21 protein-coding genes are annotated in these 24270 nt (G+C 69.2%); 10 read left to right on the top strand and 11 right to left on the bottom strand.

Features of this window, described 5'->3' with window-relative positions; translation table 11 throughout:
* Positions 1-19: 19 nt before the first annotated feature.
* A complete protein-coding gene (gene galE / locus NMI01S_RS17935; protein ID WP_062998546.1) occupies positions 20-1000 on the bottom strand; it encodes a UDP-glucose 4-epimerase GalE in 981 nt (326 codons plus the stop codon).
* A 3-nt stretch (positions 1001-1003) separates the two neighbouring features.
* A complete protein-coding gene (locus NMI01S_RS17930; protein ID WP_036503122.1) occupies positions 1004-1690 on the bottom strand; it encodes an iron-dependent transcriptional repressor DtxR in 687 nt (228 codons plus the stop codon).
* A 252-nt stretch (positions 1691-1942) separates the two neighbouring features.
* Between NMI01S_RS17930 and NMI01S_RS17925 the strand changes: the two genes are divergently transcribed.
* The 3 genes from NMI01S_RS17925 to ppc all read left to right on the top strand — a co-directional run bounded on the left by NMI01S_RS17925 (position 1943) and on the right by ppc (position 8734).
* Positions 1943-3175, top strand: a complete 1233-nt coding sequence (locus tag NMI01S_RS17925; RefSeq protein WP_062998544.1) for an acetoin utilization protein AcuC — start codon at positions 1943-1945, stop codon at positions 3173-3175.
* Positions 3168-5867 (top strand): bifunctional acetate--CoA ligase family protein/GNAT family N-acetyltransferase, encoded by a 2700-nt coding sequence (locus NMI01S_RS17920; RefSeq protein ID WP_062998542.1) that lies wholly within the window; start codon positions 3168-3170, stop codon positions 5865-5867. Before NMI01S_RS17925 ends, NMI01S_RS17920 begins: the two co-directional genes overlap by 8 nt.
* Positions 5868-5947: 80 nt before the next feature.
* Entirely contained in the window at positions 5948-8734 is a 2787-nt protein-coding gene (gene ppc, locus NMI01S_RS17915; protein ID WP_062998540.1) for a phosphoenolpyruvate carboxylase, read from the top strand.
* A gap of 187 nt (positions 8735-8921) precedes the next feature.
* Here the strand turns inward: ppc and NMI01S_RS17910 are convergent, their stop codons facing one another.
* From NMI01S_RS17910 to NMI01S_RS35930, 3 genes are all read right to left on the bottom strand, one after another.
* A complete protein-coding gene (locus NMI01S_RS17910) occupies positions 8922-9890 on the bottom strand; it encodes a sigma-70 family RNA polymerase sigma factor (RefSeq protein ID WP_030517242.1) in 969 nt (322 codons plus the stop codon).
* Between the two features lie 123 nt (positions 9891-10013).
* Entirely contained in the window at positions 10014-11588 is a 1575-nt protein-coding gene (locus NMI01S_RS17905; RefSeq protein ID WP_245716912.1) for a DUF7782 domain-containing protein, read from the bottom strand.
* A gap of 66 nt (positions 11589-11654) precedes the next feature.
* Positions 11655-12011: a DUF3099 domain-containing protein gene (locus NMI01S_RS35930; protein ID WP_062998797.1), complete on the bottom strand. Its 357-nt coding sequence runs from the start codon at positions 12009-12011 to the stop codon at positions 11655-11657.
* Positions 12012-12348: 337 nt separating this feature from the next.
* Between NMI01S_RS35930 and NMI01S_RS17895 the strand changes: the two genes are divergently transcribed.
* A complete protein-coding gene (locus NMI01S_RS17895; RefSeq protein WP_030517239.1) occupies positions 12349-12582 on the top strand; it encodes a DUF3039 domain-containing protein in 234 nt (77 codons plus the stop codon).
* Positions 12583-12681: 99 nt separating this feature from the next.
* On the opposite strand, the gene NMI01S_RS17890 is transcribed toward NMI01S_RS17895, so the two are convergent.
* Positions 12682-13881: a YihY/virulence factor BrkB family protein gene (locus tag NMI01S_RS17890; protein WP_084513056.1), complete on the bottom strand. Its 1200-nt coding sequence runs from the start codon at positions 13879-13881 to the stop codon at positions 12682-12684.
* A 182-nt stretch (positions 13882-14063) separates the two neighbouring features.
* Between NMI01S_RS17890 and NMI01S_RS17885 the strand changes: the two genes are divergently transcribed.
* Positions 14064-15785, top strand: a complete 1722-nt coding sequence (locus tag NMI01S_RS17885; protein WP_245716911.1) for a DEAD/DEAH box helicase — start codon at positions 14064-14066, stop codon at positions 15783-15785.
* 60 nt (positions 15786-15845) lie between these two features.
* On the opposite strand, the gene NMI01S_RS17880 is transcribed toward NMI01S_RS17885, so the two are convergent.
* Positions 15846-16460, bottom strand: a complete 615-nt coding sequence (locus tag NMI01S_RS17880) for a TetR/AcrR family transcriptional regulator (protein WP_062998538.1) — start codon at positions 16458-16460, stop codon at positions 15846-15848.
* 102 nt (positions 16461-16562) lie between these two features.
* Between NMI01S_RS17880 and NMI01S_RS17875 the strand changes: the two genes are divergently transcribed.
* Positions 16563-17300 carry an SDR family oxidoreductase gene (locus tag NMI01S_RS17875; protein WP_062998536.1) on the top strand — a complete coding sequence of 246 codons (738 nt, stop codon included), beginning with the start codon at positions 16563-16565 and terminating at the stop codon, positions 17298-17300.
* 70 nt (positions 17301-17370) lie between these two features.
* On the opposite strand, the gene NMI01S_RS17870 is transcribed toward NMI01S_RS17875, so the two are convergent.
* A complete protein-coding gene (locus NMI01S_RS17870) occupies positions 17371-17961 on the bottom strand; it encodes an SWIM zinc finger family protein (protein WP_062998534.1) in 591 nt (196 codons plus the stop codon).
* A gap of 1 nt (position 17962) precedes the next feature.
* A complete protein-coding gene (locus tag NMI01S_RS17865) occupies positions 17963-19759 on the bottom strand; it encodes a DEAD/DEAH box helicase (protein ID WP_062998532.1) in 1797 nt (598 codons plus the stop codon).
* Between the two features lie 41 nt (positions 19760-19800).
* On the opposite strand from NMI01S_RS17865, the gene NMI01S_RS17860 reads away from it, so the two are divergent.
* A complete protein-coding gene (locus NMI01S_RS17860) occupies positions 19801-20571 on the top strand; it encodes a TetR/AcrR family transcriptional regulator (RefSeq protein WP_062998530.1) in 771 nt (256 codons plus the stop codon).
* Positions 20572-20635: 64 nt separating this feature from the next.
* Here the strand turns inward: NMI01S_RS17860 and NMI01S_RS35925 are convergent, their stop codons facing one another.
* A complete protein-coding gene (locus NMI01S_RS35925) occupies positions 20636-20830 on the bottom strand; it encodes a DUF7455 domain-containing protein (protein WP_030517230.1) in 195 nt (64 codons plus the stop codon).
* Between the two features lie 430 nt (positions 20831-21260).
* Here NMI01S_RS35925 and NMI01S_RS17850 point away from each other — a divergent pair, with 430 nt between their 5' ends.
* Genes NMI01S_RS17850 through NMI01S_RS17840 form a run of 3 tightly spaced genes read left to right on the top strand, consistent with a single transcriptional unit; the run spans position 21261 to position 23316 of the window.
* Positions 21261-21635 (top strand): DUF952 domain-containing protein, encoded by a 375-nt coding sequence (locus NMI01S_RS17850; protein WP_062998794.1) that lies wholly within the window; start codon positions 21261-21263, stop codon positions 21633-21635.
* 15 nt (positions 21636-21650) lie between these two features.
* Positions 21651-22133, top strand: coding sequence for a cation:proton antiporter regulatory subunit (locus tag NMI01S_RS17845; protein ID WP_062998528.1), 483 nt, complete (start codon positions 21651-21653; stop codon positions 22131-22133).
* Positions 22134-22137: 4 nt separating this feature from the next.
* The gene (locus tag NMI01S_RS17840; RefSeq protein ID WP_062998526.1) at positions 22138-23316 is read left to right on the top strand and encodes a cation:proton antiporter; all 1179 of its coding nucleotides are present in this window, start codon (positions 22138-22140) and stop codon (positions 23314-23316) included.
* On the opposite strand, the gene NMI01S_RS17835 is transcribed toward NMI01S_RS17840, so the two are convergent.
* Entirely contained in the window at positions 23281-24270 is a 990-nt protein-coding gene (locus tag NMI01S_RS17835) for a rhomboid-like protein (RefSeq protein WP_174554531.1), read from the bottom strand. The two genes, NMI01S_RS17840 and NMI01S_RS17835, sit on opposite strands and share 36 nt — an antisense overlap.

Here is a 24270-nt window from a genome sequence, read left to right as displayed (position 1 = left end):
GGCCGGGAGACCGCGCGTATCAGCGAGCGCTGTGCGCGCGGTCGCCGAGCGAGGTGAGGAATTCCCAGGCGTCGGAGACGATTTCGTCGAGATCGTTGTGTTCGGGCTGCCAGCCGAGCTCGTCGATCGCCTTCGCGCTCGACGCGATCAGCACCGCCGGATCACCGGCGCGCCGGGGCGCGTCCACCGCCGGAATCGGCCGGCCCACGACGCGCTCACAGGCCGAGATCACTTCGCGCACCGAGAAACCCGTACCGCTACCGAGATTGAAGATGCGATGTTCGCCGGGCCGCGACTGCGCCAGTGCCAATACATGCGCGTGGGCGAGATCACGGATGTGGATGTAGTCCCGCACCGCGGTGCCGTCCGGCGTCGGATAGTCGGTGCCGAACACGGAAATCGAATCCCGATGCCCCAGAGCCGTTTGCAGGATCAGCGGGATGAGATGGGTTTCCACCACGCGGTTCTCGCCGAGCCCTCCGTACGCGCCGGCGACGTTGAAATACCGCAAACTCGTGGCGGCCAGACCGTGCGCGACCGCGTACGAGGTGATCGCGTGGTCGATCGCGAGCTTGGAGGCGCCGTAGGGGTTGGTCGGGCGGGGCGGCGCGGACTCGAGAATCGGAACCTGTTCCGGCTCACCGTAGACCGCCGCGGTCGAGGAGAACACCAGCCGCGGGGTCTGCGTGCGGCGGATCGCCTCCAGCAGCGCCAGCGTCTTCACCACATTGCCGTACCAGTACTTCTCGGGCTGCTGCACCGATTCGCCGACCAGCGACTGCGCCGCGAAATGCAGGACGCCGTCGAAGGATTCGGATTCGATCAGCTCGACGCCGGTGGTCGCGATATCCCCGTCGACGAATTTCGCCCCGGCCGGCACACCCTCGGCGTTACCGGTGGACAGATCGTCGACCACCACGACCTCGTGGCCGTCCTGAACCAGTACCTGGGCGCAGACTCCGCCGACATATCCGGCACCGCCGGTCACCAGAAGTTTCATCCGTCAGGCCAGCCTGACCTGGACGGCGTGAGCCATCTCGTCGGACAGTTCGAAACCGACGTGCCCGGGCACGGAGATGATCACCACCCCGGGCTTGGTCTCGACGGTCACGCGGGCATCGGGAACCACCCCGGCCTCCCGCAGCTGACCGATCACGTCCGGATCGGCCTGAATATGTTCCGACAACCGGCGCACCACGACCGCCGACACCTGGCCGGGCGGCAGATCGGAGAGCCGGACCAGGGTCTCCTCGCCGGAATTGATGGAGTTGACGCCGAGTTCGTCCAATCCGGGGATGGGGTTGCCGTAGGGCGAGGTGGTGGGGTGATTGAGCACCTCGAGCAGACGCAGTTCCACCTCCTCGCTCATCACGTGCTCCCAGCGGCAGGCTTCGGCGTGCACGTTCTGCCAGTCCAGCCCGATCACGTCGACCAGCAACCGTTCGGCCAGCCGGTGCTTGCGCATGACCGCCACGGCCATCGCGCGGCCCTTGTCGGTGAGTTCGAGGTGGCGGTCGCCGGCGACCATCAGCAGACCGTCGCGCTCCATCCGCGCGACCGTCTGACTCACCGTCGGGCCGCTCTGCTCGAGGCGCTCGGCGATACGCGCCCGCAACGGCACCACGCCCTCCTCCTCGAGGTCGTAGATGGTACGGAGATACATCTCCGTGGTGTCGACCAGATCCTTCACCTGTTACCCCTTCGTCGGCACGAATTCTACCCACGCCCGGCTGCACAATCGGCGTCAGCATATTTCGCACGTCCTGCACGAACCTCGCCGATACCTGCGCGCGCGACCGGATGCGCGCGGGCGACAGGCGCGCCCGGTGTCGTCTTGCATTTCTACTGCATGACAACGACAACGCGGGTGGTCTGCTTCCCGTGTCCCCGCCGGTGCGAGCAACGCCACGGCGACGGGCCGCGGTGGGCTAGCGTGACCGTTATGGCAGACGACGCCGCCGTGGTGTGGACCGACCGCTTCCTCGACTACACCTGGACCCCGGAACATCCGATGAAACCGGCCCGGCTCCGATTCACGATGGCGCTCGCGCGCGGTCTGGGTTTGCTCGACGGCATCGAGACCCTCGCCCCCGGCCCGGCCGGTGACGATGAGTTGCTGCGCATCCACACCGCCGCTTACCTCGAGGCCGTGCGTCACGCCGTCCCCGCACCTCCCGGCACGACACCACCGGCCGCACCTCCGCACGGACTCGGTTCGATGGACAATCCCGTCTTCCCCCATATGCACGAGGCGGCCTCGGTGATCGTCGGCGGAACCCTCGCCGCCGCCGCGGAAATCGCGGCGGGCCGCGCCCGGCGGGCGGTCAGCATCGGGGGTGGTATGCATCACGCGATGCCCGACGCGGCATCCGGGTTCTGCGTCTACAACGATGTGGCGGTGGCCATTTCGTGGCTACTGGACAACGGCTTCGACCGCATCGCCTACGTCGACGTCGACGTGCACCACGGCGACGGCGTGCAGCGCGCCTTCTACGACGATCCGCGTGTGCTGACGATCTCGCTGCATCAGCATCCGGCGACGTTGTGGCCGAACACCGGCTGGCCCGAGGAGATCGGCGCGGGCCCCGCGGAGGGCACCGCGATCAATCTCGCGGTGCTGCCCGGCACCCGGGATGCGCAGTGGCTGCGCGGTTTTCACGCCGTCGTGCCCGGAGCGCTGGCCGCGTTCCGGCCGCAGCTGGTGGTGAGTCAGTGCGGGGTCGACAGCCATCGCGAGGACCCCCTCGCCGACCTCGAACTCACCGTCGACGGCCAGCGCGCGGCGTTTCGTGCCATGCGTGAACTCGCGGACCGGTACGCCGAAGGACGCTGGCTCGCGGTGGGCGGCGGCGGTTACGGACTGGTCCGGGTGGTGCCGCGCGCGTGGACCCACCTGCTGGCGACGGCGCTGGATCGCGAGATCGATCCGGGCACCGCCGTTCCCGAGGACTGGCGTGAGCTGGTGCGCGGCTACGCCCCGACCGTGCCGGCGCCGACCACGATGGGCGACGGCGGCGACACCACCTACATCCCCTGGGAGGGGCCGGGCGGCGCGCTCGACACCGGCGACGCCCATCTCGACCGCGCGCAACGCGCGATCGACACCTCGGTGCTCGCCACCCGCCGCGCGACCTACGGATTGCTGGGCTTGGACCCGGAGGACCCCCGTGACTGAATCATCCGCCCCCGCACCGGACGCCGAGAACACTCCCGCCGATCCGCCGCCGCCCCCGCAGCATTGGTTCGCCGATGTGCTCGCCGCCGACGGCGGTGTGGTCCGGCTGCGGCCGATCACCCCCGACGATGCGGAGCCGATGCAGGCCTTCCACGCGGCGCTGTCCGATCGGACCCGGTATCTGCGATATTTCGGCCCGTACCCACGGATGACACCGAAGGACCTGTACCGCACCACCCACGTGGACTACCACAACCGGGTGGGGCTGGTCGTCGAACTCGGGTCGGTGATCATCGCGGTCGGCCGCTACGAACTGCTCAGCGATCGCGAAGGTCCGCGCGCGGCGGAAGTGGCGTTCGTCGTCGCCGACGAACATCAGGGCCGCGGGCTGGGGTCGATCCTGCTCGAACATCTGGCCGGTGCGGCCGCCGAGAACGATATCGACACCTTCGTCGCCGAGGTACTCGCCGAGAACCACACCATGGTGACGGTCTTCCGGGAGGCCGGATACCAGGTGCAACGCAGCCGCGACGGGTCCGTGCTGCACCTCGAATTCGCCATCGACCCCACCGAAGCGCTGCTGTCGGTGCGGGATTCGCGGGAGCGGGCCTCGGAGGCACGCAGTGTCGGCAATCTGCTGGCTCCGCGGTCGATCGCGGTCATCGGCGCCACCCCGGCGGCGAGCCGGGTCGGCGGGGCGGTGCTGGCGAATCTGCTGTCCGGCGTGTTCCAGGGCCCGGTGTATCCGGTGAATCCGAACCGCACCTCCGTGCGCGGTGTGCGCGCCTATCCGACCGTGCACGACATCCCCGACGAACTGGATCTGGCGGTTGTCGCCGTCCCGGCCGAGGAGATCAAATCCGTCCTCGACGACTGTATGGCCAAGGGGGTCAAAGGTCTGGTCGTGCTGACCGCCGGATTCTCCGAAACCGGTCCGGCGGGCTTCCGCGCCGAGCGCGATCTGGTAGACGCCGCGCGCGGCCACGGCATGCGCGTGGTGGGACCGAGCGCGCTCGGGATCGCGAACAGCGATCCGGCGGTCTCGCTGAACGCGACGCTGGCGCCGGTGCTGCCGGGCCGCGGCCGGGTCGGATTCTTCTGCCAGTCCGGGCCGCTGGGCGCGGCCATCCTGGCGGAAGCGGCGGCGCGCAAGCTCGGTCTGTCGACCTTCGTCTCGGCCGGCAATCGTGCCGATGTGTCGGGTAACGACCTGCTGCAGTACTGGGATACCGATGCCGACACCGACGTCGTGCTGCTGTATCTCGAGACCTTCGGCAATCCGCGCAAGTTCTCCCGCATCGCCCGCCGGGTGGCTCGCACCAAACCGGTGGTGGCGGTGAGCAGCGGCCGCAACGCCGCCAACGTGCCGGTCAGCGGTCTGGAACGTTCGGTGGAGCGCGATCTGTTCGCCCAGGCCGGAATCGTGCAGGTCGACACGATCGCCGAACTGTTCGACTGCGCCATGCTGCTGGCCTACCAGCCGCTCCCGGACGGCCCGCGTCTCGCGGTGATCGGCAACAGTGCCGCCCTGGGCTGGCTGGCGGTGGACGCGGCGCGCGGTGAGGGGCTGGAGGTCGGGGAGCCGACCGATCTGGGGCCGCAGGCCGAACCCGCCGACTACCTGACCGCCGTCGCGAGTGCGATGGATTCGCCGCAGGTCGACGCTGTCATCGTCATCTTCGCGCCGCCGGTGCCCACAGCGGTCACCGCCTTCGCCGAGGCGATCCGGGCCGGCGCGCAGGATGCGGTCAAACCCGTGCTCACCACCTTCGTCGCCGATCACGGCATGCCGAATCTGCTCACCGTGCGCGGTGCCGGCGGCATCGTCGACCGCGGTTCCATTCCGTCCTACCCCGATCCGGAACGTGCGGCGCGAGCGCTGGCGCGGGTGCGGCGATACGCGGCGTGGCGGACCCGCCCGGCGTCCCTGGTCGTGCGCCCGGACGGCCTCGAGGTCGGGCGCGCGCGAGAACTGGTGGAGCAGTGGATGTCTCGCAGTCCCGACGGGGACTGGCTCGGCGATCTCGAGGCCGCGGACCTGCTCGCCTGCTACGGCATTCGCGTGGTGGAGTTCCGGGAAGCCCGTGATCCCGACGCCGCCGTCGCGGCGGCTGCCGAACTGGGATATCCCGTCGCCGCCAAGGCCACCGGCGAAATGTGGCGCAGCCGACCGGATTTCACCGGTGTCCGCCTCGACCTGTGGCGCGATACCGCGGTCCGGCGTGCCTACACCGATCTGGCGGAACTGACCGGCAACGCGGTGGTCCATATCCAGAAGATGGCGACCAAGGGCGTGGGGTGTGTGCTGCGGGTGCAGGACGACCCGTCGTTCGGATCCGTCATCGGGTTCGGTCTCTCCGGAACCATCATCGACCTGCTCGGCGACCGCGCCTACCGGGCGTTGCCGCTGACCCAGGCCGAGGCGGTCGAACTGATCGACGCCCCGCGCGCGGCCCCGCTGCTCGACGGGCAGGCCGGATCGGGTCGCACCATCGGCGAACCGGTGGACAAGAAGGCGCTGGCCACACTGGCACAACGCATTTCGGCTCTCTGCGACGATCTGCCGGAGGTACGGGAACTGTCGGTGGAACCGATACTGGCCTCACCGGAGGGGGCCGCGATCCTATACGTGCGCGTGCGGATCGGCCCGGAACCGAGCCGCTTCGACAACGGTCCGCGCCGCCTGGTGTGAGCCCGTCCGTGCCCGGCCCGCCATACCGTGGTGACCAGCGCCACCGCGGCGGGTCCGCGGTCATGGTCGATACTGGCGGTATGCGCGAAGATCAGATCGAGAGCGCTACGGCGCCCCTGCGGGACGATATCCGGTTTCTCGGCGCGATCCTGGGCGAGACGATCCGCGACCACGAGGGTCCCGAGGTGTTCGACCTCGTCGAACGGGTGCGGGTCGAGGCCTTCCGGGTGCGGCGTTCGGAAGTGGAGCGTAGCGCCGTCGCGGAAATGCTGCGCGATACCGAGCTGCCGGTGGCGATCCCGCTGATCCGGGCGTTCAGCCATTTCCTGCTGCTGGCCAACCTCGCCGAGGATCTGCAGCGCGACCGCCGTCGCGCGGTGCACGTCGCCGCCGGTGAGCCGCCCCAGGAATCCAGTCTGGCCGCGACGTATCGGGCGCTCGACCACGCTCGCGTCGACGGCGCGCTCGCCGCGGAGGTGCTCGAGGACGCGCTGGTCTCGCCGGTGATCACCGCCCATCCCACCGAGACGCGCCGCCGCACCGTCTTCGACGTTCAGGCCCGCATCACCGAACTGATGCGCCGGCGGGCCCGCTACCGCGAGGACGAACCCGAGTACGCCACCATCGACCACGACCTCCGCCGCCAGATCCTCACCCTGTGGCGCACCGCCCTGATCCGCCTCGCGCGGTTGCGGATCTCCGACGAGATCGAGGTCGGGCTGCGCTACTACGACCTCACCCTGCTCGAGGTGATTCCGCGGATCAACGCCGAGGTGCGTCAAGCGCTGCGGGCCCGGTGGCCCGGACACGATCTGCTCGCCCGCCCGATCCTGCGGCCCGGCTCATGGATCGGCGGCGACCGCGACGGCAACCCGAACGTGACGGGCGAGGTCGTCGAACGCGCCACCCGCCGGGCCGCCACAGTGATCTTCGGCCACTATCTGAAAGAGCTCGTCGCCCTGGAGAAGTCGCTGTCGCAGTCGATCCGACTGGTCGCGATCACCCCGGAACTGTCCCGGCTGGCCGACGCCGCGGGTGACGATTCACCACAGCGCGCCGACGAACCGTATCGTCGCGCGATCCGCGGCATTCGCCTGCGCCTCGCCGCGACCGCGCAGCGTGCGCTCGGGTCGGCCGCCGAATTCCCGTCGGTGTTCGAGCTGTCCGGTGAGCAACTCGCCCGCGTCTCGCCGTACGAGGGTCCGGACCAGCTGCTGGACGATCTGAACATCGTCGACGCTTCCATGCGCGAATCGGGTGACGGTCTGCTGGCCGACGACCGCCTGGCCGCGCTGCGTGGCGCGGTGGAGACCTTCGGGTTCCACCTGCAGGGCTTGGACATGCGCCAGAACTCGGAGGTGCACGAACAGGTCGTGGCCGAATTGCTGGCCTGGTCGGGTGTGCACGCGGACTATCGCAGCCTGTCCGAACCGGAGCGCGTCGACCTGCTCGCAGCGGAATTGAGTACGCGACGGCCGCTGCTGGGCCCGCACGCCCAGCTCAGCGATCTCGCCACCAAGGAGCTGGGTGTGGTGCGTGCGGCCCGCGCCGCGATCGACGCGCTGGGGCCCGATACCGTGCCCAACTACATCATCAGCATGTGCACCTCGGTGAGCGACATGCTCGAAGCGGCGCTGCTGCTGAAAGAGGCGGGAATTCTCGACCCCGGCGACGATCAGACGCCGCCGCACTCCCCGGTCGGGGTGGTTCCGCTGTTCGAGACGATCGACGATCTGCGCGGCGGTGCGGCGACATTGGCCGCGGCACTGGAGGTTCCGGCCTACCGCCGGCTGGTCGCCGCCCGCGCGATGGCGCAGGAGGTGATGCTCGGCTATTCCGACTCCAACAAGGACGGCGGATATCTGGCGGCGAACTGGGCGTTGTACCGCGCCGAACTCGACCTGGTGGAAACCGCCCGGAAAACCGGAATCCGGTTGCGGCTGTTCCACGGTCGGGGCGGGACCGTCGGCCGCGGCGGCGGGCGCAGTTACGACGCGATCCTCGCCCAACCGGCGGGTGCGGTGCGCGGTTCGCTGCGACTGACCGAGCAGGGCGAGGTGATCTCCACCAAGTACGCCGAATCCGGGTCCGCCCACCGCAATCTGGAATCGCTGGTCGCGGGCACACTGGAATCGTCGCTGCTGGATGTCGAAGGTCTGGGCTCCGGCGCCGAGGCGGCCTACGAGGTGTTCGAGGAGCTCGCGGACGCGGCGCGCGAGGCCTATGCGCGGCTGGTGCATCGGACGCCCGGCTTCGTCGACTACTTCCGCGCCTCCACGCCCATCGCGGAGGTCGCCGACCTCAATCTCGGCAGCCGGCCCGCCTCGCGCAAACCCACCAGTTCGGTATCGGATCTGCGGGCGATTCCCTGGGTGATGGCGTGGAGCCAGTCACGAGTGATGCTGCCGGGCTGGTACGGCACCGGCAGTGCCATCCAGGAGTGGGCCGGTACCGACTCCGAGCGCTGGCAGACGCTGCGCGACCTGTATCGGCGGTGGCCGTTCTTCCGGACCGTGATGTCCAACCTGGCGCAGGTGATGGCCAAGGCGGATATGGATATCGCCGCCAGTTACGCCGAACTGGTCGAGGATGCGACGTTGCGCACCACCATCTTCGGCATGATCCGCGACGAGTTCGACCGCACCGTGCAGGTGCATGCGGCGATCACCGGCAGCGATCAGTTGCTCTCGGACAATCCGGCGCTGGCCGAGTCCATCCGCAACCGCTTCCCGTATCTGGAACCGTTGAACCAGATGCAGGTGGACCTGTTGCGGCGCAGGCGCGCCGGGGACGAATCGGAATTGGTCGAGCGCGGCATCCTGCTCACCATGAACGGCTTGGCGACGGCCCTGCGCAATTCGGGGTAGCCACGCAATTCGGAGTCGCGGCAACGGGATTCGCGACCGGCCGATCGATACAGCACGCCGGCCGACGGATGTGCCCCGGAGGGGAAAAGGGCACAGCGGCGTCGGCCGGCGCAGCGGAGGTGACCACGCTATCCGGTCACCGGGATGGTGCTGGGCCGGATTCCGGGCGGCCCAGCGTCTGTGTGACCTAGCTGGCGTAGGCGCGCAGGCGATCCGCCCGCTCACCCTTGCGGAGCTTGGCCATGACTTCGCGCTCGATCTGGCGCACGCGTTCACGCGAGAGACCGAACAGCTTGCCGATCTGGTCGAGGGTGCGCGGCTGGCCGTCGTCGAGGCCGAAGCGCAGCCGGATGACCTGCTGTTCGCGCTCGTCGAGGGTGGCCAGCACGCTGCGCACATCGCGGTGCATGAGCCCGGCGATGACGGCGCTCTCGGCGGAGGTCGCCTCCGAATCCTCGATGAAGTCGCCCAGCGGGGCTTCCTCGTCATTGCCGACCGGCATGTCCAAGCTCACCGGGTCGCGGCTGTGGTCGAGCAGATCGGCGATCTTCTCCACCGGAATACCCGATTCGGCCGACAGTTCCTCGTCGCTGGCCTCGCGGCCGAGCTGCTGATGCAGTTCGCGCTTGATCCGGGCCAGCTTGTTGACCTGTTCCACCAGATGCACGGGGAGGCGGATGGTGCGGCTCTGGTCGGCCATACCGCGGGTGATGGCCTGCCGGATCCACCAGGTGGCGTAGGTGGAGAACTTGAAACCCTTGGCGTAGTCGAACTTCTCCATCGCGCGGATCAGACCCAGGTTGCCTTCCTGGATCAGATCCAGCAGCGGCATACCGCGGCCGGTGTAGCGCTTGGCCAGCGATACGACCAGGCGGAGGTTGGCCTCCAACAGATGCTGACGGGCGGCCTGACCGTCGCGGACCAGGATCGCCAGGTCCCGCTTGCGGGTCGCCGAGAGCCGCTTGCCGGTCTCCAACAGGTGTTGGGCATAGAGGCCCGCCTCGATGCGCTTGGCCAATTCGACCTCGTCGGCGGCCGTCAGCAGCGCGGTCTTACCGATCCCATTCAGGTACACACGTACCAGGTCGGCTGCCGGGCTCTGGGCGTCGAGGTCCGAATCGATGGCGCGCACTCCAGTGGTGGCGGGGCTTGTCATGACTTGCCTCCTGTCGGTGGTGTCTCACTCCGAACAACGGACCCGACACTGGGAAAGTTCCCCGCCTTGGCGCCGATAAACCGTGCTGAGCTGCGGCTTTCACATCCTCCGTCTGAGAAGTTCTTAAGAAGGGAACTTCGAGGACACGGGGGTACGCGCGGCGTCGGTCGGAGTCGCGTCGAGTTCGTCCGGTGTGATCAGTCCGTGCCGGACCAATCCGGTGACCGCCGACAACGCCTCGGCTCGGAATTGCGGCGTGGCGGTGGTTCCGGTGTGGCCGATTGCGAGCAATTCGACCAGCTCTTCCAACGGCAGTCCGTCGGGCCGCATTCCCGCGAGCAACGCCGCCAGAGTGTCATCGATCTCGTGCTGCCAGCGGGGGCCGTCACCGCGATGCAACCGGACCACGCGCTCCTGCCAGCCCTCGGCGCCCGGCAGCAGGACGCGTTCCAGTGCGGTCGCGGCGTCGACGGTGAATCGCGCACGCCAGGCGACCTCGTTGTCCGCCAGAACCGTCCGCAGCCACGCCGAACGGCGGAAGTAGGCCGGCGCCTCCGCGCCGAGCGGGTCGTCGAAACCGTGGGTGAGATCCTCGGCGAGCACCTCGGTGGGCCCGTCGATCGCGCGCAGATAGACGAAGCCGAAGCCGATGCCTTCGACCCGCGCCGCGTCGAAGGCGGCCAGCCACTGCTCGGCCCGCCGCTGCGCCTCGGTATCGCGCGGATCCAGTCCGGCATCGCGCAGCCACGTGCCGACGTACAGTGCCGGATCGGCCACATCGCGCTGCACGATCCACGCGTCGACCCCGTGATCGGGCAGCCAGCTCGCCACCCGGCTCCGCCAGTCGGCCTCGTCGGCGTGCACCCAGGAGGCGAGCATCGCGGCGGTACCGCCCGGATTCAGCAGACCGGGCGCCTGCGAGACGACCAGTTCGCTGGCACCGTCGAGCGCCAGGCCGGAATCGCGGTAGGTGTGCTCGATCCGGGCCGGTCCGACCACGAACGGAGGATTGGCCACCACCTGATCGAATCGGCGCCCGGCGACCGGCTCGAACCACGAGCCCTCGACGAATTCGATGTCGAGGTCGTTGAGCGCGGCGGTCGCCTCGGCCAGCCACAACGCGCGGCTGCTGACATCGGTGCCGGTCACCGTCTTCGCGTAGCCCGCGGCGTGCACCGCCTGCACACCGCAGCCGGTGCCGAGATCCAGAACGGATCCGACGGGATCGGTCGGCGTCGCGCGCAGCAGCGACAGCGACGCCTGGCCCACGCCCAGGACATGGTCGGCGCTGAGGGTGCGCCGCCGCATCGAGTCGTCGAGATCCGACAGCACCCAGCGCGTGCCCGACCCCAGATCCAGGGGCCGCAGGTCCAGCGCGGCGCGGATCGAGTCGCCGTCGCGCTCGAGCAGACCCGCGGCGACGGCCCGGTCGACGTCGAGCGGGGCGAAGGCCGCGGCCACCTCCCGTTCGGGCAGGGCGTCGCCGAGCAGCAGCAGCCGGATCAGCGTGCCGAGCTCACCGGCGTCGCGCGCGGCCCGGCGCACCGGTACCGGTTCGGAACGTCCCAGGGCGGCGTGGGCGTCGGCGCCGATGGCCTCGAGCACGGTGTCGGCGTCGTAACGGACCCGGATCAGCGCGGCGCGCAGCGCGGGTGCGAGGGCGGTGAGCAGGGAGGTGGTGGTCCGGTCGGCAGGCACACGAGAACTCTGCCACCTGGTACGGGAGGCCATGCGCGCCGGGGCCGGTCAGCTCGGGCGTGTCGTTCAGCCGTCGATGGAACGGTGCTGTCCCGATTCGAGCGCTTTCGCCGCGCGGCGCTCGTCCCAGCGGCTGGGCTCGTCCTTGCTGCGTGGTGGCCGGTCGTTCGCGATGAGTACGGCGATCCAGGGCAGCGGGATGGAAACGCCGATGATGGCCAGCGAGATCAGCGCATTGCTCCACAGGCCGTACGCGGCCGCCGCCAGCACCAGGCAGGGAATGCGGAAACCCATCAGGATCATGTAGCGCTTCACGCGGGCGCGGTGCTGCTGGTCCAGGGAGGGAGCGGCCTCGGTGATCAACACCGGATGTTTGTCATCACCGGGGAAATAACCGGTCGAAGCGCGGGCGGGGCGGGGGATCGATCCGGGTGGCCGGCGCTCGAACGTCGCGCCCGAAGGCCGCGGATCGTCCGGCGCCACCGAGATGTCCGGAGCCTCGGCGGTATTCGCGGAGCCGCCGGGTTCGCCCGCGCGTGCGTCGTCGCGCTCCGAACCGACCCGTCCCGGGCCCGACGTCCGGGACTCGGGCGGTAGGTCGGAGGAGTCGCCGTCACGCTGCATACGTCGAGTCTTCCACTCCGCATGATCGAATGCACACGCGCCCGCCACCGCGCAAGCACCGCCGAACCGCGGGGTGTTCGATGAGGTTGGCGACACCCGCTCACCCCCCTCGCGCGCCGATGGCAGAATCGATGGGGTGAGCACCGACACCCTGGTTCGTCCGGATACGACCACCGACGAGACGACCGACAGCGATACTCCCAAATTCTTCCACTACGTGAAGAAGGACAAGATCGCCGAAAGTGCCGTCATGGGCACCCATGTCGTGGCGCTGTGCGGCGAGGTGTTCCCGGTGACGCGCTCGGCCAAGCCCGGCTCGCCGGTCTGCCCGGATTGCAAACGCATCTACGAAATGATGAAGAAGGACTGAGCTCGGCGGACGGATCGAGCGGCCGTTCCGGGCCGTCTCGTCCGTCTGCACCCGCACCCGCCTCGCTTGTGTGAGGCGCAGGCTCGAATTGGTCGCCGGTTATCCGGCGGGGCGGATCCGGCCCTGGTCGAGAACCGACGGTGGGTGGGCCTCGGCGCGGTGGGCGGAACCACCGGCGGGATCGTCGGGCCGGTCGGCCGGCGGCGGGCCGCCCGGGTGTGGCGGATCCGCGGTTTCCGGGTCACCTGTTCGTGTCCACGGCAGATCCGAGGGTTGTTCGTCGTCTGTCCGCGCGGTCTCGTCCTCGTCGTCGCGGCCGTCGTGCCGGTGCTTGCGCCGGGCCCACCACTGCTTGAACTGTTCGAACCGGGTCGCCCGGGCCGGCCAGAACTCCTGCACGGTGGCATTGAATTCCGCGCCCAGAATCACCGCGAACGCCAGGAAGAACGTGAAGAGCAGGAAGGCGATCGGTGTCGCCAGCGCCCCGTAGCTGACGCCGGCCCGCGCCGCGTAGGTCAGATAGCGGCGCAGGACGTCGCTGGCCGCCATGAAGAAGATGCCGGCCACCAGCGCCCCGCCGAAGAGCCGATGCCACGGCAGCGACCGGTGCAGGGCCAGTTTGTACAACGTGGTCAGGCCGACGATGAGCAGCAGCCCGGCCGCCGGATAGTAGAACGTGTCGATCAGGCGCAGCCCGGGTTCGCGCCAGCCCGGTGGCAGCGTGCGCCCGATCAGGGTCGGGCCCAAGGCCACCAGCGGCAGCACGAATACGGCTGCCACCAGGAACAGTAGATACAACCCGAGCGCGAAGATCCGCTGCCAGACCGGATGGCGGGCATCGGCCTGCCCGTGCGCGGCGACGATGGAGTCGACGAAGGTCGCCATCGCCGAGGATCCCGCCCACAGTGACAGCACGAAACCGACCGACACCACCGCGCCGCGCCCGCGTTGCAGTACGTCGCGCACGGTCGGCGCGATCATCTCGTCGACGATGTTGGCGCTGAACAGATTGCGGCTGAAGCTGACGATCTTGCCCTCGACGATATGGACGGTGTCGGGGCCGAACAGCCCGCCGACGTACCCGATGCTGCCCAGCAGTCCGAGCAGCAGTGGCGCCAGCGAGAGGGTCTGCCAGAACGCAGCTGCGGCCGATTTGGCGAAGATCGAATCTCCCCACGCCTTCTCCGCGACTCGCGCGATCACCTGCCAGATCCGCCGCAGCGCGGCCACCACTCGACCGCGCAGCCGCTGCCAGGAGCGCGCTGCGCCGGACGTCGAGGCCGGTCGGTCGGAACACATGGTGAGTACAGCATTGCCCACCGCGGGCGCCACGGCAGCAACGGGCCGCGAACGTGTCGTCAGTGTTCTGCCGCACAGGCCCGCCGTGATCTGCGAGGTGAGCCGGGCCGTCGCCGGATTCGTGGCAGATCACGTGGTGTCGAATTGGCTAGGTGTCGGTGCCGGTCGCTACTGTCTGTCGAGTGACTTCGGGTGGTGGCGGTTCGTTACGAGCATGGCAGCGCAGAGCACTCACCAGATATCTGACGACCAAACCACGTGACTTCCTGGCTGTGGCGACGCCCGGCGCGGGTAAGACCACGTTCGCGTTGCGGCTGGCGACCGAGCTGCTCACCGACCGCACCGTCGACCAGGTCACCGTGGTCGCGCCCACCGAACACCTCAAACATCAGTGGTCGGCGGCGGCGGCGCGCCTCGGCATCCAGCTGGATTCGAACTTCTCCAACAGCACCGGCGGCACCTCCGGCGACTTCCACGGCGTCGTGGTCACCTACGCCCAGGTCGCCTCGCATCCGTTCAAGCACCGGGTGCGGACCGAGAATCGCCGGACCCTGGTGATTCTCGACGAGATCCACCATGCCGGTGACGCCAAGAGCTGGGGCGATGCGGTCGCCGAGGCGTTCGGTGACGCCACTCGCCGCTTGGCGCTGACCGGTACTCCCTTCCGCAGCGACGATTCGCAGATTCCGTTCGTCAACTACGAACCGGACGAGTCCGGCTTTCCGCGGTCGAGCGCCGACTACACCTACGGCTATTCCGAGGCCCTCGCCGACGGCGTGGTCCGGCCGGTGGTCTTCCTCGCCTATTCCGGTGAGGCGCAGTGGCGCGACAGCGCGGGTGAGGAGTATTCCGCCCGGTTGGGTGAACCGCTGAGCGCCGAACAGACCGCGCGCGCGTGGCGCACCGCCCTCGATCCGGCGGGCGACTGGATGTCGAAGGTGCTGACCGCCGCCGATACCCGGTTGCGGCAGCTGCGCGCCACCGGCATGCCCGACGCCGGCGGCCTGGTGATCGCGACCGACCAGGAGAAGGCCCGCGATTACGCCGAACTGCTGGAACATATTTCGGGCAGCAAACCGGCCGTGGTCCTCTCCGACGACCCCACCTCCTCCCAGCGGATCGGGGAGTTCAGCAACAGCACCGATCCGTGGATGGTCGCCGTGCGCATGGTGTCCGAAGGTGTGGACGTGCCGCGTCTGGCCGTCGGCGTCTATGCCACCAGCGCCTCGACCCCGCTGTATTTCGCCCAGGCCATCGGCCGTTTCGTGCGTGCGCGGCGGACGGGGGAGACCGCGAGCGTCTTCCTGCCGTCGGTGCCGGTGCTGCTCGATCTCGCCGCCCAGCTCGAAGTGCAGCGCGACCACGTCATCGGCAAACCGCATCGGGAGAAGAACGCTCTCGACGACGAACTGCTGATCGACGCCAACAAGCAGAAGGACGAGCCGGGCGAGGAGGAACGCGCCTTCGTCGCGCTGGCGGCCGACGCCGAACTGGATCAGGTGATCTACGACGGCGATTCGTTCGGTACCGCGACCTTCTCCGGCAGCGACGAGGAGGCCGACTACCTCGGCATTCCGGGCCTGCTGGACGCCGACCAGATGCGGGCCCTGCTGCGCGACCGCCAGACTCGCCAGATCCGCGAACGCAGCGCCGCCGTCTCGGTGGCCGAGGCGCCCGACGCCGGACCCTCCGCGGCGGCCGCGGCCGAGCGCGTCGCGACCGCCGACCGGCTGGGGGAGTTGCGGCGCGAGCTCAACTCGCTGGTCGCCATGCATCATCACCGCACCGGGAAACCGCACGGGGTGATCCACGGCGAGCTGCGGCGCGAATGCGGCGGACCGCCGACGGCACTGGCGACCGCCGACCAGTTGTCCCAGCGCATCGCGGCGTTGCGGCGTATGTAGCGGCCGCCGCGACGCTGCGGCGAAAAGCCTTGGCTCGCAGTGTTTCCGGTAGCCGGGGCGTCAGCCTTGCGCGGCGGGCATGGATTCCGGCCAGGCCTGCAGTGCCCGGTCGATGGTCCGGCCGAGTCGATGCAGGTCCATTCCGTCACCGGCCTGCACCGACAGGCCGAACAGCACGGCGGTGTAGAAGTCGGCGAGCCCCTCGATGTCGGCATCGGCCCGCAGATCGCCGTCGTGGATGCCGCGTTCCAGTCGCTGCCGCACCGCTTCGGTGGTGTAGCGGCGGCGCTCGGCGAGCAGATCGCGGACGGCGCCGTGGCGAGGGCCCGCCGTATTTCCCGCGACCACCACCAGACAGCCGCGCGGCGTGGCGGGGTCACAGTAGGCGGCGGCGTTGTCGCGCAGCATCGCCTCGACGGCCGCGCGAGCGGTCGGTGCGGTCTCGAGCGCGCGGACGGTGTACCCGCCCTCGGTGCGTCCGTAGAGCTCGACGGCCTCGCGGAACAGCTGCTCCTTACATTCGAAGGCGGCGTACAGGCTGGGGGAATTGATCCCCATCGCGGACGTCAGATCGCTCATCGCGGCGCCCTCGTAGCCATGCACCCAGAACACTTCCATCGCGCGCCGCAGCGCGATATCGCGATCGAATCCGCGCGGTCGTCCGCGTTCGGCCATCGAATCCTCTTTCTGTGTCGATCACTAAATATATCTCTTGACGCCTGCGGGTTCGACCTGCTTGTCTATTTCTGTATTGATCGACACAGAAATGGAGTGCAGATGAGCGAGTCGACCACCGTGGCCCTCGTGACCGGAGGCAGCCGGGGCATCGGCGCCGCGATCGCGCGGCGGCTGGCCGCCGACGGTGTGAACGTGGCGCTGACCTATCGCGGCGCCGCCGAAGCGGCCGAGGCGGTGGCCGCCGATATCCGTGCCCTCGGGCGGCGCGCGATCGCGGTGCGCGCCGACAGTGCCGATGCCGGGCAGGTCGTCGCGGCGGTCCATCGCACCGCCGCGGAACTGGGCGGGGTCGACATCCTGGTCAACAACGCGGGTATCTTCCCGGCCAAGCCGTTCACCGATTTCACCGTCGCCGAGATCGACGAGGCGCTGCACATCCACGCCCGCGCGGCTTTCGTCGCGGCGCAGGCCGCACTCGCGTACATGGGCCGCGGCGGGCGCATCATCAGCATCGGCTCGAATCTGTCCGAGCGCGCGCTGTTCGAGGGGTTGACGCTCTACAACCTCAGCAAATCCGCACTCAACGGATTCACTCGTGCCCTCGCCCGGGAACTGGGCCCACGCGCGATCACGGTCAACCTGGTCCAGCCGGGCTCCACCGACACCGAGATGAATCCGGCCGCGTCCTCCCACGCCGAGAACCAGTTGCGGCATTCGGCGCTCGGCCGCTTCGGCGAGGCCGACGACATCGCGGGTGTCGTCGCCTTCCTCGCCGGCCCGTCCGGCGCCCGGCTGACCGGGGCGACCCTCACCGTCGACGGCGGTACCAACGCCTGAAGTCCGCGCCGGTCCGACCGTTCAGGCCTGCGAGACGGCTGCCACCCGAGCCGGGCGGCAGCCGCGGCGCTCAACCGGCAGAGTGTCGCCGCACCGGTTCAGCCGTCGCCATGCCGGTGAAAAACGTTGCGGGGTCGAGGGAATCGAGCGGTGTCCATCGCGGGGGCCGGGCGTCCGCCGCTCCGGTCTCCGGTGTGCCACCGGACCGGTAGCCCTGCAGATCCAACGACAGCCAAGGGTTTTCGTCCACCGCCCGGGCGAGGGCGTAGCAGGCCGCCAGCAGATGCAGGCAACGGGGATTGCGGGCCGAACACGAGCAGTCGGTCGCGCCGAGCCGCGGTATCGGGGCCAGGCCGGCGGCGGTGAGGACGGCGTGCACCTCGTCGGTGAGTTGGACCAGGTGCGCGGGGATGTGCGCGGCCATGGCGGTCACGACGGACGCCGGCAGCGGTGCGATCTCCAGCAGTGTCACCGATGCCTGTCCGCCGCGATGGATATGCGCCGAGACCGTCGTGCCGTCGACATCCAGGCGGACGCCGCCGTTGCGGGCGATACTGCGGGCCCGGGGCAGCAGCGGCTCGGGACGTGCGGTCCGGATCGGCTCGGCCAGCCGTACCCAGCCCATACCCCACGGCGTATAGCCGAATTCGTTGTCGGGCATGTCAATTGCCTCGCTTCCGGCGCAGCACCGCCAGCAGATGGTCGTCGTCCAATCGGGCCAGCCGCGCTACCGCCGACCGTCCGTCACCGGCGCCGAGTCCGGCCAGCGCGGATTTGCGATCGTGCATGCCGGCGATATGTTCCTCGACGGTGGTGGCGCTGGTCAGTGTGGTGATCGTGACCGGGCGGGTCTGCCCGATGCGGTGTGCGCGGTCGGACGCCTGCGCCTCGACCGCGGGATTCCACCAGCGGTCGTAGTGCACCACGTCCGCGGCGCGGGTCAGGGTCAGGCCGGTTCCGGCGGCGCGCAGGCTCAGGACCAGGATCGGCGGGCCGTCGGGGCTCTGGAATGCCGTGACTATCGCGTCGCGCTCGGCCTGTGACAGGCCGCCGTGGAATACCGGCGCCGCCACACCGAATCGCTCGGCGCAGTGTCGTGCCAGCAACTCGCCGGTGCGCCGATACTGGGTGAAAACCAATGTCGGACAGTCCAGTTCGAGGTTGTTGGCGAGGATGTCGGAGCAGACGTCGAACTTTCCGCTGCGTCCGGTGAGTTCGTCGAGATCGCCGGTGACCAGCCCGGGATGGTTGCAGACCTGCTTCAGGGCGGTCAGCGCGGCCAGCACGCGCGCACTGCGTTCGGCGCCCACGCCGAATCCGTCGGCCTCGGCGCGGTCGAGCAGCTCGTCGTAGAGGCGCTGCTGCTCCGTGGTCAGATCGCAGACCAGATCGGTGTGGATCTTCGGCGGCAAGGTCGCGGCGACCTGAAGTTTCCTGCGGGCCAGCACGATCGGCTCGATGGTGTCGTGCAGTCGCCGCACGGCGGCGGTGGAGCCCTCCTCGATGGGCCGGACGAAGCGTCGCCGGAACTGCGCCTTGTGGGTGAACGCGGCGGGCGTGACCAGATTGAGCAGCGCCCACAATTCGTCGAGATGGTTCTCCACGGGCGTACCGGTCAACGCGACCCGCGCTCGTGCGGACACGCCCCGCGCCGCCCGCGAGACCTGCGTGCGAGGATTCTTCAGCACTTGCGCCTCGTCGAAAATCGCGGTGGCCCACTCGATATCGGCCAATGCCGGCCCATAGCCGCGCAGCGTCGGATATCCGGTGACGATCACCGCATCGGATGCGAGATCGCCGAACTCCCCGCCGCGCCACGCGATCGGGCGCAGTCCGGGCGCGAAGCGGCTGATCTCGTGCACCCAGTTGCCGACCAGCGAGGTCGGGCAGACCACCAGTTGCGGGCCGGCGTCGGCGCGACCGAGCAGAAAGCCGATGGCCTGCACGGTCTTTCCCAGGCCCATCTCGTCGGCGAGCACCGCGCCGCCATATTCGGCGGTCGTCCGGTGCAGCCAGGAGATACCGCGCGCCTGATAGGGCCGCAACCGCGCGCGCAGGGGTTCGCGCAACGCCCGTGCGATCTCCTCGGTCTCGCGGTAGGCCCGCACCGCCCGGTCGGCGGAGACGATAGCCGTGGCGGCGGCGTTGGGTACGGCGTGGCCGGCGGCGGGCAGCAGCTCGGGCCCGCCCGCCTCCCGCGCGACGCGCTGCCAGGCCGCCAGCGACGAACCGGCGCGGTCCACCTCGACCTCTTCGAGCCGGTCGGCGTCGACCACGGTGCAGGCGACCTCACTCACCTCGATCGCGGCGCCGTCGGGCTCCGGCACGGCGAGCCGGACGGTGTCGTGTGCGCCGTGCGGCGGGGGTTCGGTCACCCGGCCGGCCCAGTTCCACAGGGCGAACGCATGGCGGTCGGGCAGATAGGTGGCATGTGTGGTGTGCAGAGGACCCTCGCTCATCTACGTATAGCGTACGGAGTAGTATAACCCCGTACGGTGTAATGAGATTCCCGAGGAGTGTCGTGGCACAGAAATCCGCGTCCGACCGGGCGCGACAGGTGGTCGCACTGCTGTGGCGCCGCGAACTCCCGGCCCGGCCGGTGCTCCGCGGGCCGAAGCAGACGGTCGAGGTGGACGAGGTGATTCGCACCGCGGTCCGCATCGCCGACCGCGACGGCTACGGCGCGGTGTCCATCCGCGCGGTGGCCACGGCGCTCGGACTGGGACCGATGAGTCTCTACACCTACGTCCCGGACAAGCAGGCGCTGATCATCGCGATGGTCGACTGGGTGGCCGGCGAGGATACGCCGATCGACCCGGCCGCGCCCCTGCGGGAGCGTCTGGCCGCGGTCGCTCGCGGGGTGCGCGCGGAACTGCTCGCCCATCCGTGGCTGCTGGAGGTGCCGCCGTGGCGGCTGGATCTGGGCCCGGGGCGGCTGCGGCGTTACGAGCGCCAGTTGAGCGCGCTCGAAGAATCGGGACTGACCGACGTCGAGATGGATCGCACCATCGCCGTGCTGTCGGATTTCGCGACCGGCAATGCGCGCACGGCGGTCGCGGCCCGGCGTGAAGCCGAGGAGATGAGTGATGCGCGGTGGTGGGAGGTGTACGGGCCGCTGCTCACCGACGCCATGGCGGGCCGGTCGTTTCCGCTCGCGGAGCGGGTGGGTACCGCGGTGGGGGAGCAGTATCAGGCGCCCGGAGATCCCGACGGCGCCTTCGAGTTCGGGCTGGTTCGCCTGCTGGACGGGCTCGCACCCGGGCCGGTGTGACCGGAGACACGAAAAGGGCGGCCCGAAGGCCGCCCTTGGCTGACAGGGGACGTGAGGAGCCGGCCTATAGTGCCGGTGCCGACTCTGTATCGATGACTGCCTCCAGCTCGCGCAGGCGCTCCATGTGCTCGTTCGCGTGGTGTTGGCAGAAGAGCAACTCGCCGCCGGCGGGAAGTGTCGCGCGCACGCGCGCGGCCGCCCCGCAACGGTCGCAACGATCGACCGCGGTCAGTGGGGTGCTTGTCAGTGTTCCTGGCATGACTCCTCCGTCCTGGCTCCCGGCGCAGAAAGCCGTTCGCCTGGTGTGGGGCCCGCGGTCCCTTCCGCGGGCTCGCTACCGCTACTTCCCAGCAGTGGCTGATGACTACTCTGTCAGACGTTCGGGACGGGGGCTTTGTTCCCGAAGATGTTTGTATGTGTTTTCCCTAACATGACCAGGTATTTCGCTGTGGGCGAACACCATGGCCATCCTTGGGAACCCGGGTTCACCACCTGTGGTTCAACACTTCGGAAAAAGGCCGATCCAGTTGTCTGATCGCAGATTACCCGCGCCCACCGACAATCAACCGCGCAATCAAACGTCCGCTTCGTTCCTTTCGGCGGGTCGCGCGCGCCACGCTGGGTATGGTGCTGCCGTGACTGCCGACAACGTTGCCCACGCCGCCGACACCGAGAACGTCAACGGGCGCATGCTGGTTCACCTCTGCACCCCCGCGGAGTGGGAGCAGGCGCAGCGGATCGGCGAACGCGTGGCACCCTCGCTGGAGAGCGAGGGGTTTCTTCATCTGTCCGCGCCGCACCAGGTGCACCTGCCGGCGAACCGGCTGTTCGCCGGCCGCGACGATATGCTGCTGCTCTGGATCGATGTCACCCGCCTGACCGCGCCGCTGCGCTGGGAGCCGGGCGTGGCCGGCGATCCGGGTTCGATGCGGTTTCCGCACCTCTACGGCCCACTTCCCGTTACGGCGGTGGTGCGCACCAGTTACTATGGCCTGGATGAAAAAGGGACATTTCCGGCACTCACCGCTGATCCGGATCAGTGGCCTGCCTCTCGAAGTGCTTGATCTAGGCTGGATTTCGTGAACGTCGATGTGACACAACTGCCCGGAATTGGCGTCCGGAAGGACTTCGAGGCGCGGTCCGGTCGCCGGATCGGAGTGGTCGCGCATCGCGACGGTGGCATCGATCTCATCGTCTCCAAACACGACGATCCCGACGACTGCGCGGCCCAGGTACCGCTCACCGTCGACGAGGCGGCCGTGCTCGCGAATCTGCTCGGCGCACCGCAGTTGGTGGAGAAGCTCAAGGACGATCACCGCGATCTGCCGGGAATCACCACTCGCCAGCTCCCCATCGGCGACGAATCGCCGTATTCGGGGCGGGCGCTCGGCGACACCCGCATGCGTACCCGCACCAAGGCATCGATCGTGGCCGTGATGCGGGCCGGGCAGATCTATCCCTCGCCCGGTCCGGACTTCGTGCTCGTCGCGGGCGATCTGCTGGTCGTGGTCGGAACCCCGCACGGCCTCGACGAGGCGCTCGAGATTCTGACCGGCGGGTGAGCCGGTGGAGTCGACCGCACTAGCCCTGTTCGAGCTCGGAGCGGTCCTGTTCGCCCTCGGTGTCCTGGGGCGCGTCGCAGGGCGTTTCGGCATGTCCCCGATCCCCCTCTATCTGCTCGGCGGCCTGGCCTTCGGCGACGGCGGTGTGCTGAACGTCAAAGCGGCCTCCGAATTCGGCCATCTCGCAGGCGAAATCGGCGTCGTCCTGTTGCTGTTGCTGCTGGGCCTGGAATACACCGCACCGGAACTGGTGTCGGGAATGCGCAAATCCTGGCTGGCGGGCCTGCTCGACATCGTGCTCAACGCCACGCCCGGCGCCGCGGTGGCGCTGCTGCTCGGCTGGGGGCCGACCGGCGCGATCACCCTGGCCGGCGTCACCTACATCTCGTCCTCCGGCATCGCGGCGAAGGTACTCAACGACCTCGGCCGGCTCGGTAACCGGGAGACGCCGGTCGTCTTGTCGGTCCTGGTGTTCGAGGATCTGGCGATGGCGATCTACCTGCCGATCCTGACCACCATCCTGGCCGGTGTCGGCTGGATGGCAGGGCTGCGGTCGCTGGCGCTCGCCCTGCTCGTGATCGCGATCGTGCTGGTGATCGCGCTGCGCTACGGGCGCTTCGTGTCCGCGATCGTGGACAGCAAGGATCGCGAGGTGTTCCTGCTGCAGCTGCTGGGTGCGGCGCTGCTGGTCGCGGGCATCGCCTCCGGGCTGAACGTGTCGGCCGCGGTCGGTGCGTTCCTGCTGGGCATCGCGATTTCCGGGTCCACCGCGCAGAGCGCCGCCAAACTGCTGGAACCGCTGCGAGATCTGTTTGCCGCCATCTTCTTCGTGGCCTTCGGCCTCAACACCGATCCGCAGAAGATCCCGCAGGTCCTCGGCTGGGCGGTGTTGCTGGCCGTGATCACCACGCTGACCAAGATCGCGACCGGCTGGTTCGCGGCCAAGCGGCAGGGCATCGGGCGCCTGGGTCGTGCCCGCGCCGGTGCCGCCCTGGTGGCCCGCGGTGAATTCTCGATCGTCATTGCGGGACTTGCCGTTTCGGTGGGGGCGGTGCCGGGCAAGCTGGCGGCGCTGGCCTCCGCCTACGTCCTGCTGATGGCGATCCTCGGACCGGTCGCGGCGCGGGTGGTGGAACCGGTGGTGCGCTCAATGCAGCGTCGATTCGCTCCGGCCGTCGGCTGAGGGCTGGTTCTCCGGCACCAGCGCGTCCGCCGCCGGCGGCGGATCGAACGGCCCGGTCCCGGTGCCGCCCGGCGGGCGGCGCGTGCCCGCAGACCGCTGGTCGCGGATCCGCTCGAGCCGCCGCGACAACGCCACCGCGGCCGCCCCGACCGCGAAGCCGATGCACAGCGCCGTCAGGTGTCCGTAGTCGGTGAACGTGCGCCCGTGCCAGGCGGCGAAACCGAACCAGGCCAGCAACCCCGCCGCCCATACGGCTCGGGGCGTGCCGCGTAGATGGAAGCCCAATGCGGCCAGCACCGCGGTGAAGCCGTAAGAGGACCCCACGTCGGAGGCCACCGCGATGCGCAACGGGATCAGGTCGTGATGCACCGCGAAGGCGATGCCGGTGACCACGATCATCGAGGCGCCGACATGGCCGCAGGCGAACACCATGATCCAGCGCAACGTGCCCAGCCAGCGTTCGGCGAAGGCCATCACGGTCAGGAAACCGAGGATGATCACCCACGGAAATCCGCCGTCGGTCCAGAACGCCGAAGCGACCAGCACCTGCACCGGCTCACGGCGCATATTGTGCAGATTGGTCGAGGCCGACAGGATCAGCCGATGCCCGGCGAAATCGCTGATCCCGCGCAGCGTCCACCAGGTGACGAACAGCGTGAACGCGTAGGCGCACGAGGCGGGCGCACCGGCCAGATGGTCGTGAACCGCCTTCCCGGCGCGGTAGATCCGGTCCGGGCCGTGCCACCAGTCCAGCAGGTGCCGCCGCCCGGCGTCGAGGTCGAGAGGCCGGGTCCACGGGGACCGGTAGTGATTCAATGCGGAGGGCGCCACGTATGCCAGTGTCGCCCGCGCCGGGCCGCTCCGCCCACCGACCCGCGTAATCCGGTGCCGCGGGTTCGCCTCGCGGCGGATTCCGGCGAGCCGCTGTGCGATCACCGGATTGCGCGGGTTCAC

The sequence above is a fragment of the Nocardia mikamii NBRC 108933 genome, assembly GCF_001613505.1.
In the GTDB taxonomy this organism is placed as follows: domain Bacteria; phylum Actinomycetota; class Actinomycetes; order Mycobacteriales; family Mycobacteriaceae; genus Nocardia; species Nocardia mikamii.
The sequence above is the reverse complement of the archived record's forward strand: the minus strand, read 5'-3'. Positions and strand labels throughout refer to the sequence as shown.

Coding starts and splice junctions, on each gene's coding strand:
- galE (WP_062998546.1), bottom strand. CDS start 1,000: ATGAAACTTCTGGTGACCGGCGGTGCCGGATATGTCGGCGGAGTCTGC.
- NMI01S_RS17925 (WP_062998544.1), top strand. CDS start 1,943: ATGGCAGACGACGCCGCCGTGGTGTGGACCGACCGCTTCCTCGACTAC.
- ppc (WP_062998540.1), top strand. CDS start 5,948: ATGCGCGAAGATCAGATCGAGAGCGCTACGGCGCCCCTGCGGGACGAT.
- NMI01S_RS17910 (WP_030517242.1), bottom strand. CDS start 9,890: ATGACAAGCCCCGCCACCACTGGAGTGCGCGCCATCGATTCGGACCTC.
- NMI01S_RS17890 (WP_084513056.1), bottom strand. CDS start 13,881: ATGTGTTCCGACCGACCGGCCTCGACGTCCGGCGCAGCGCGCTCCTGG.
- NMI01S_RS17880 (WP_062998538.1), bottom strand. CDS start 16,460: ATGGCCGAACGCGGACGACCGCGCGGATTCGATCGCGATATCGCGCTG.
- NMI01S_RS17875 (WP_062998536.1), top strand. CDS start 16,563: ATGAGCGAGTCGACCACCGTGGCCCTCGTGACCGGAGGCAGCCGGGGC.
- NMI01S_RS17870 (WP_062998534.1), bottom strand. CDS start 17,961: ATGCCCGACAACGAATTCGGCTATACGCCGTGGGGTATGGGCTGGGTA.
- NMI01S_RS17865 (WP_062998532.1), bottom strand. CDS start 19,759: ATGAGCGAGGGTCCTCTGCACACCACACATGCCACCTATCTGCCCGAC.
- NMI01S_RS17860 (WP_062998530.1), top strand. CDS start 19,801: ATGAGATTCCCGAGGAGTGTCGTGGCACAGAAATCCGCGTCCGACCGG.
- NMI01S_RS35925 (WP_030517230.1), bottom strand. CDS start 20,830: ATGCCAGGAACACTGACAAGCACCCCACTGACCGCGGTCGATCGTTGC.
- NMI01S_RS17850 (WP_062998794.1), top strand. CDS start 21,261: ATGCTGGTTCACCTCTGCACCCCCGCGGAGTGGGAGCAGGCGCAGCGG.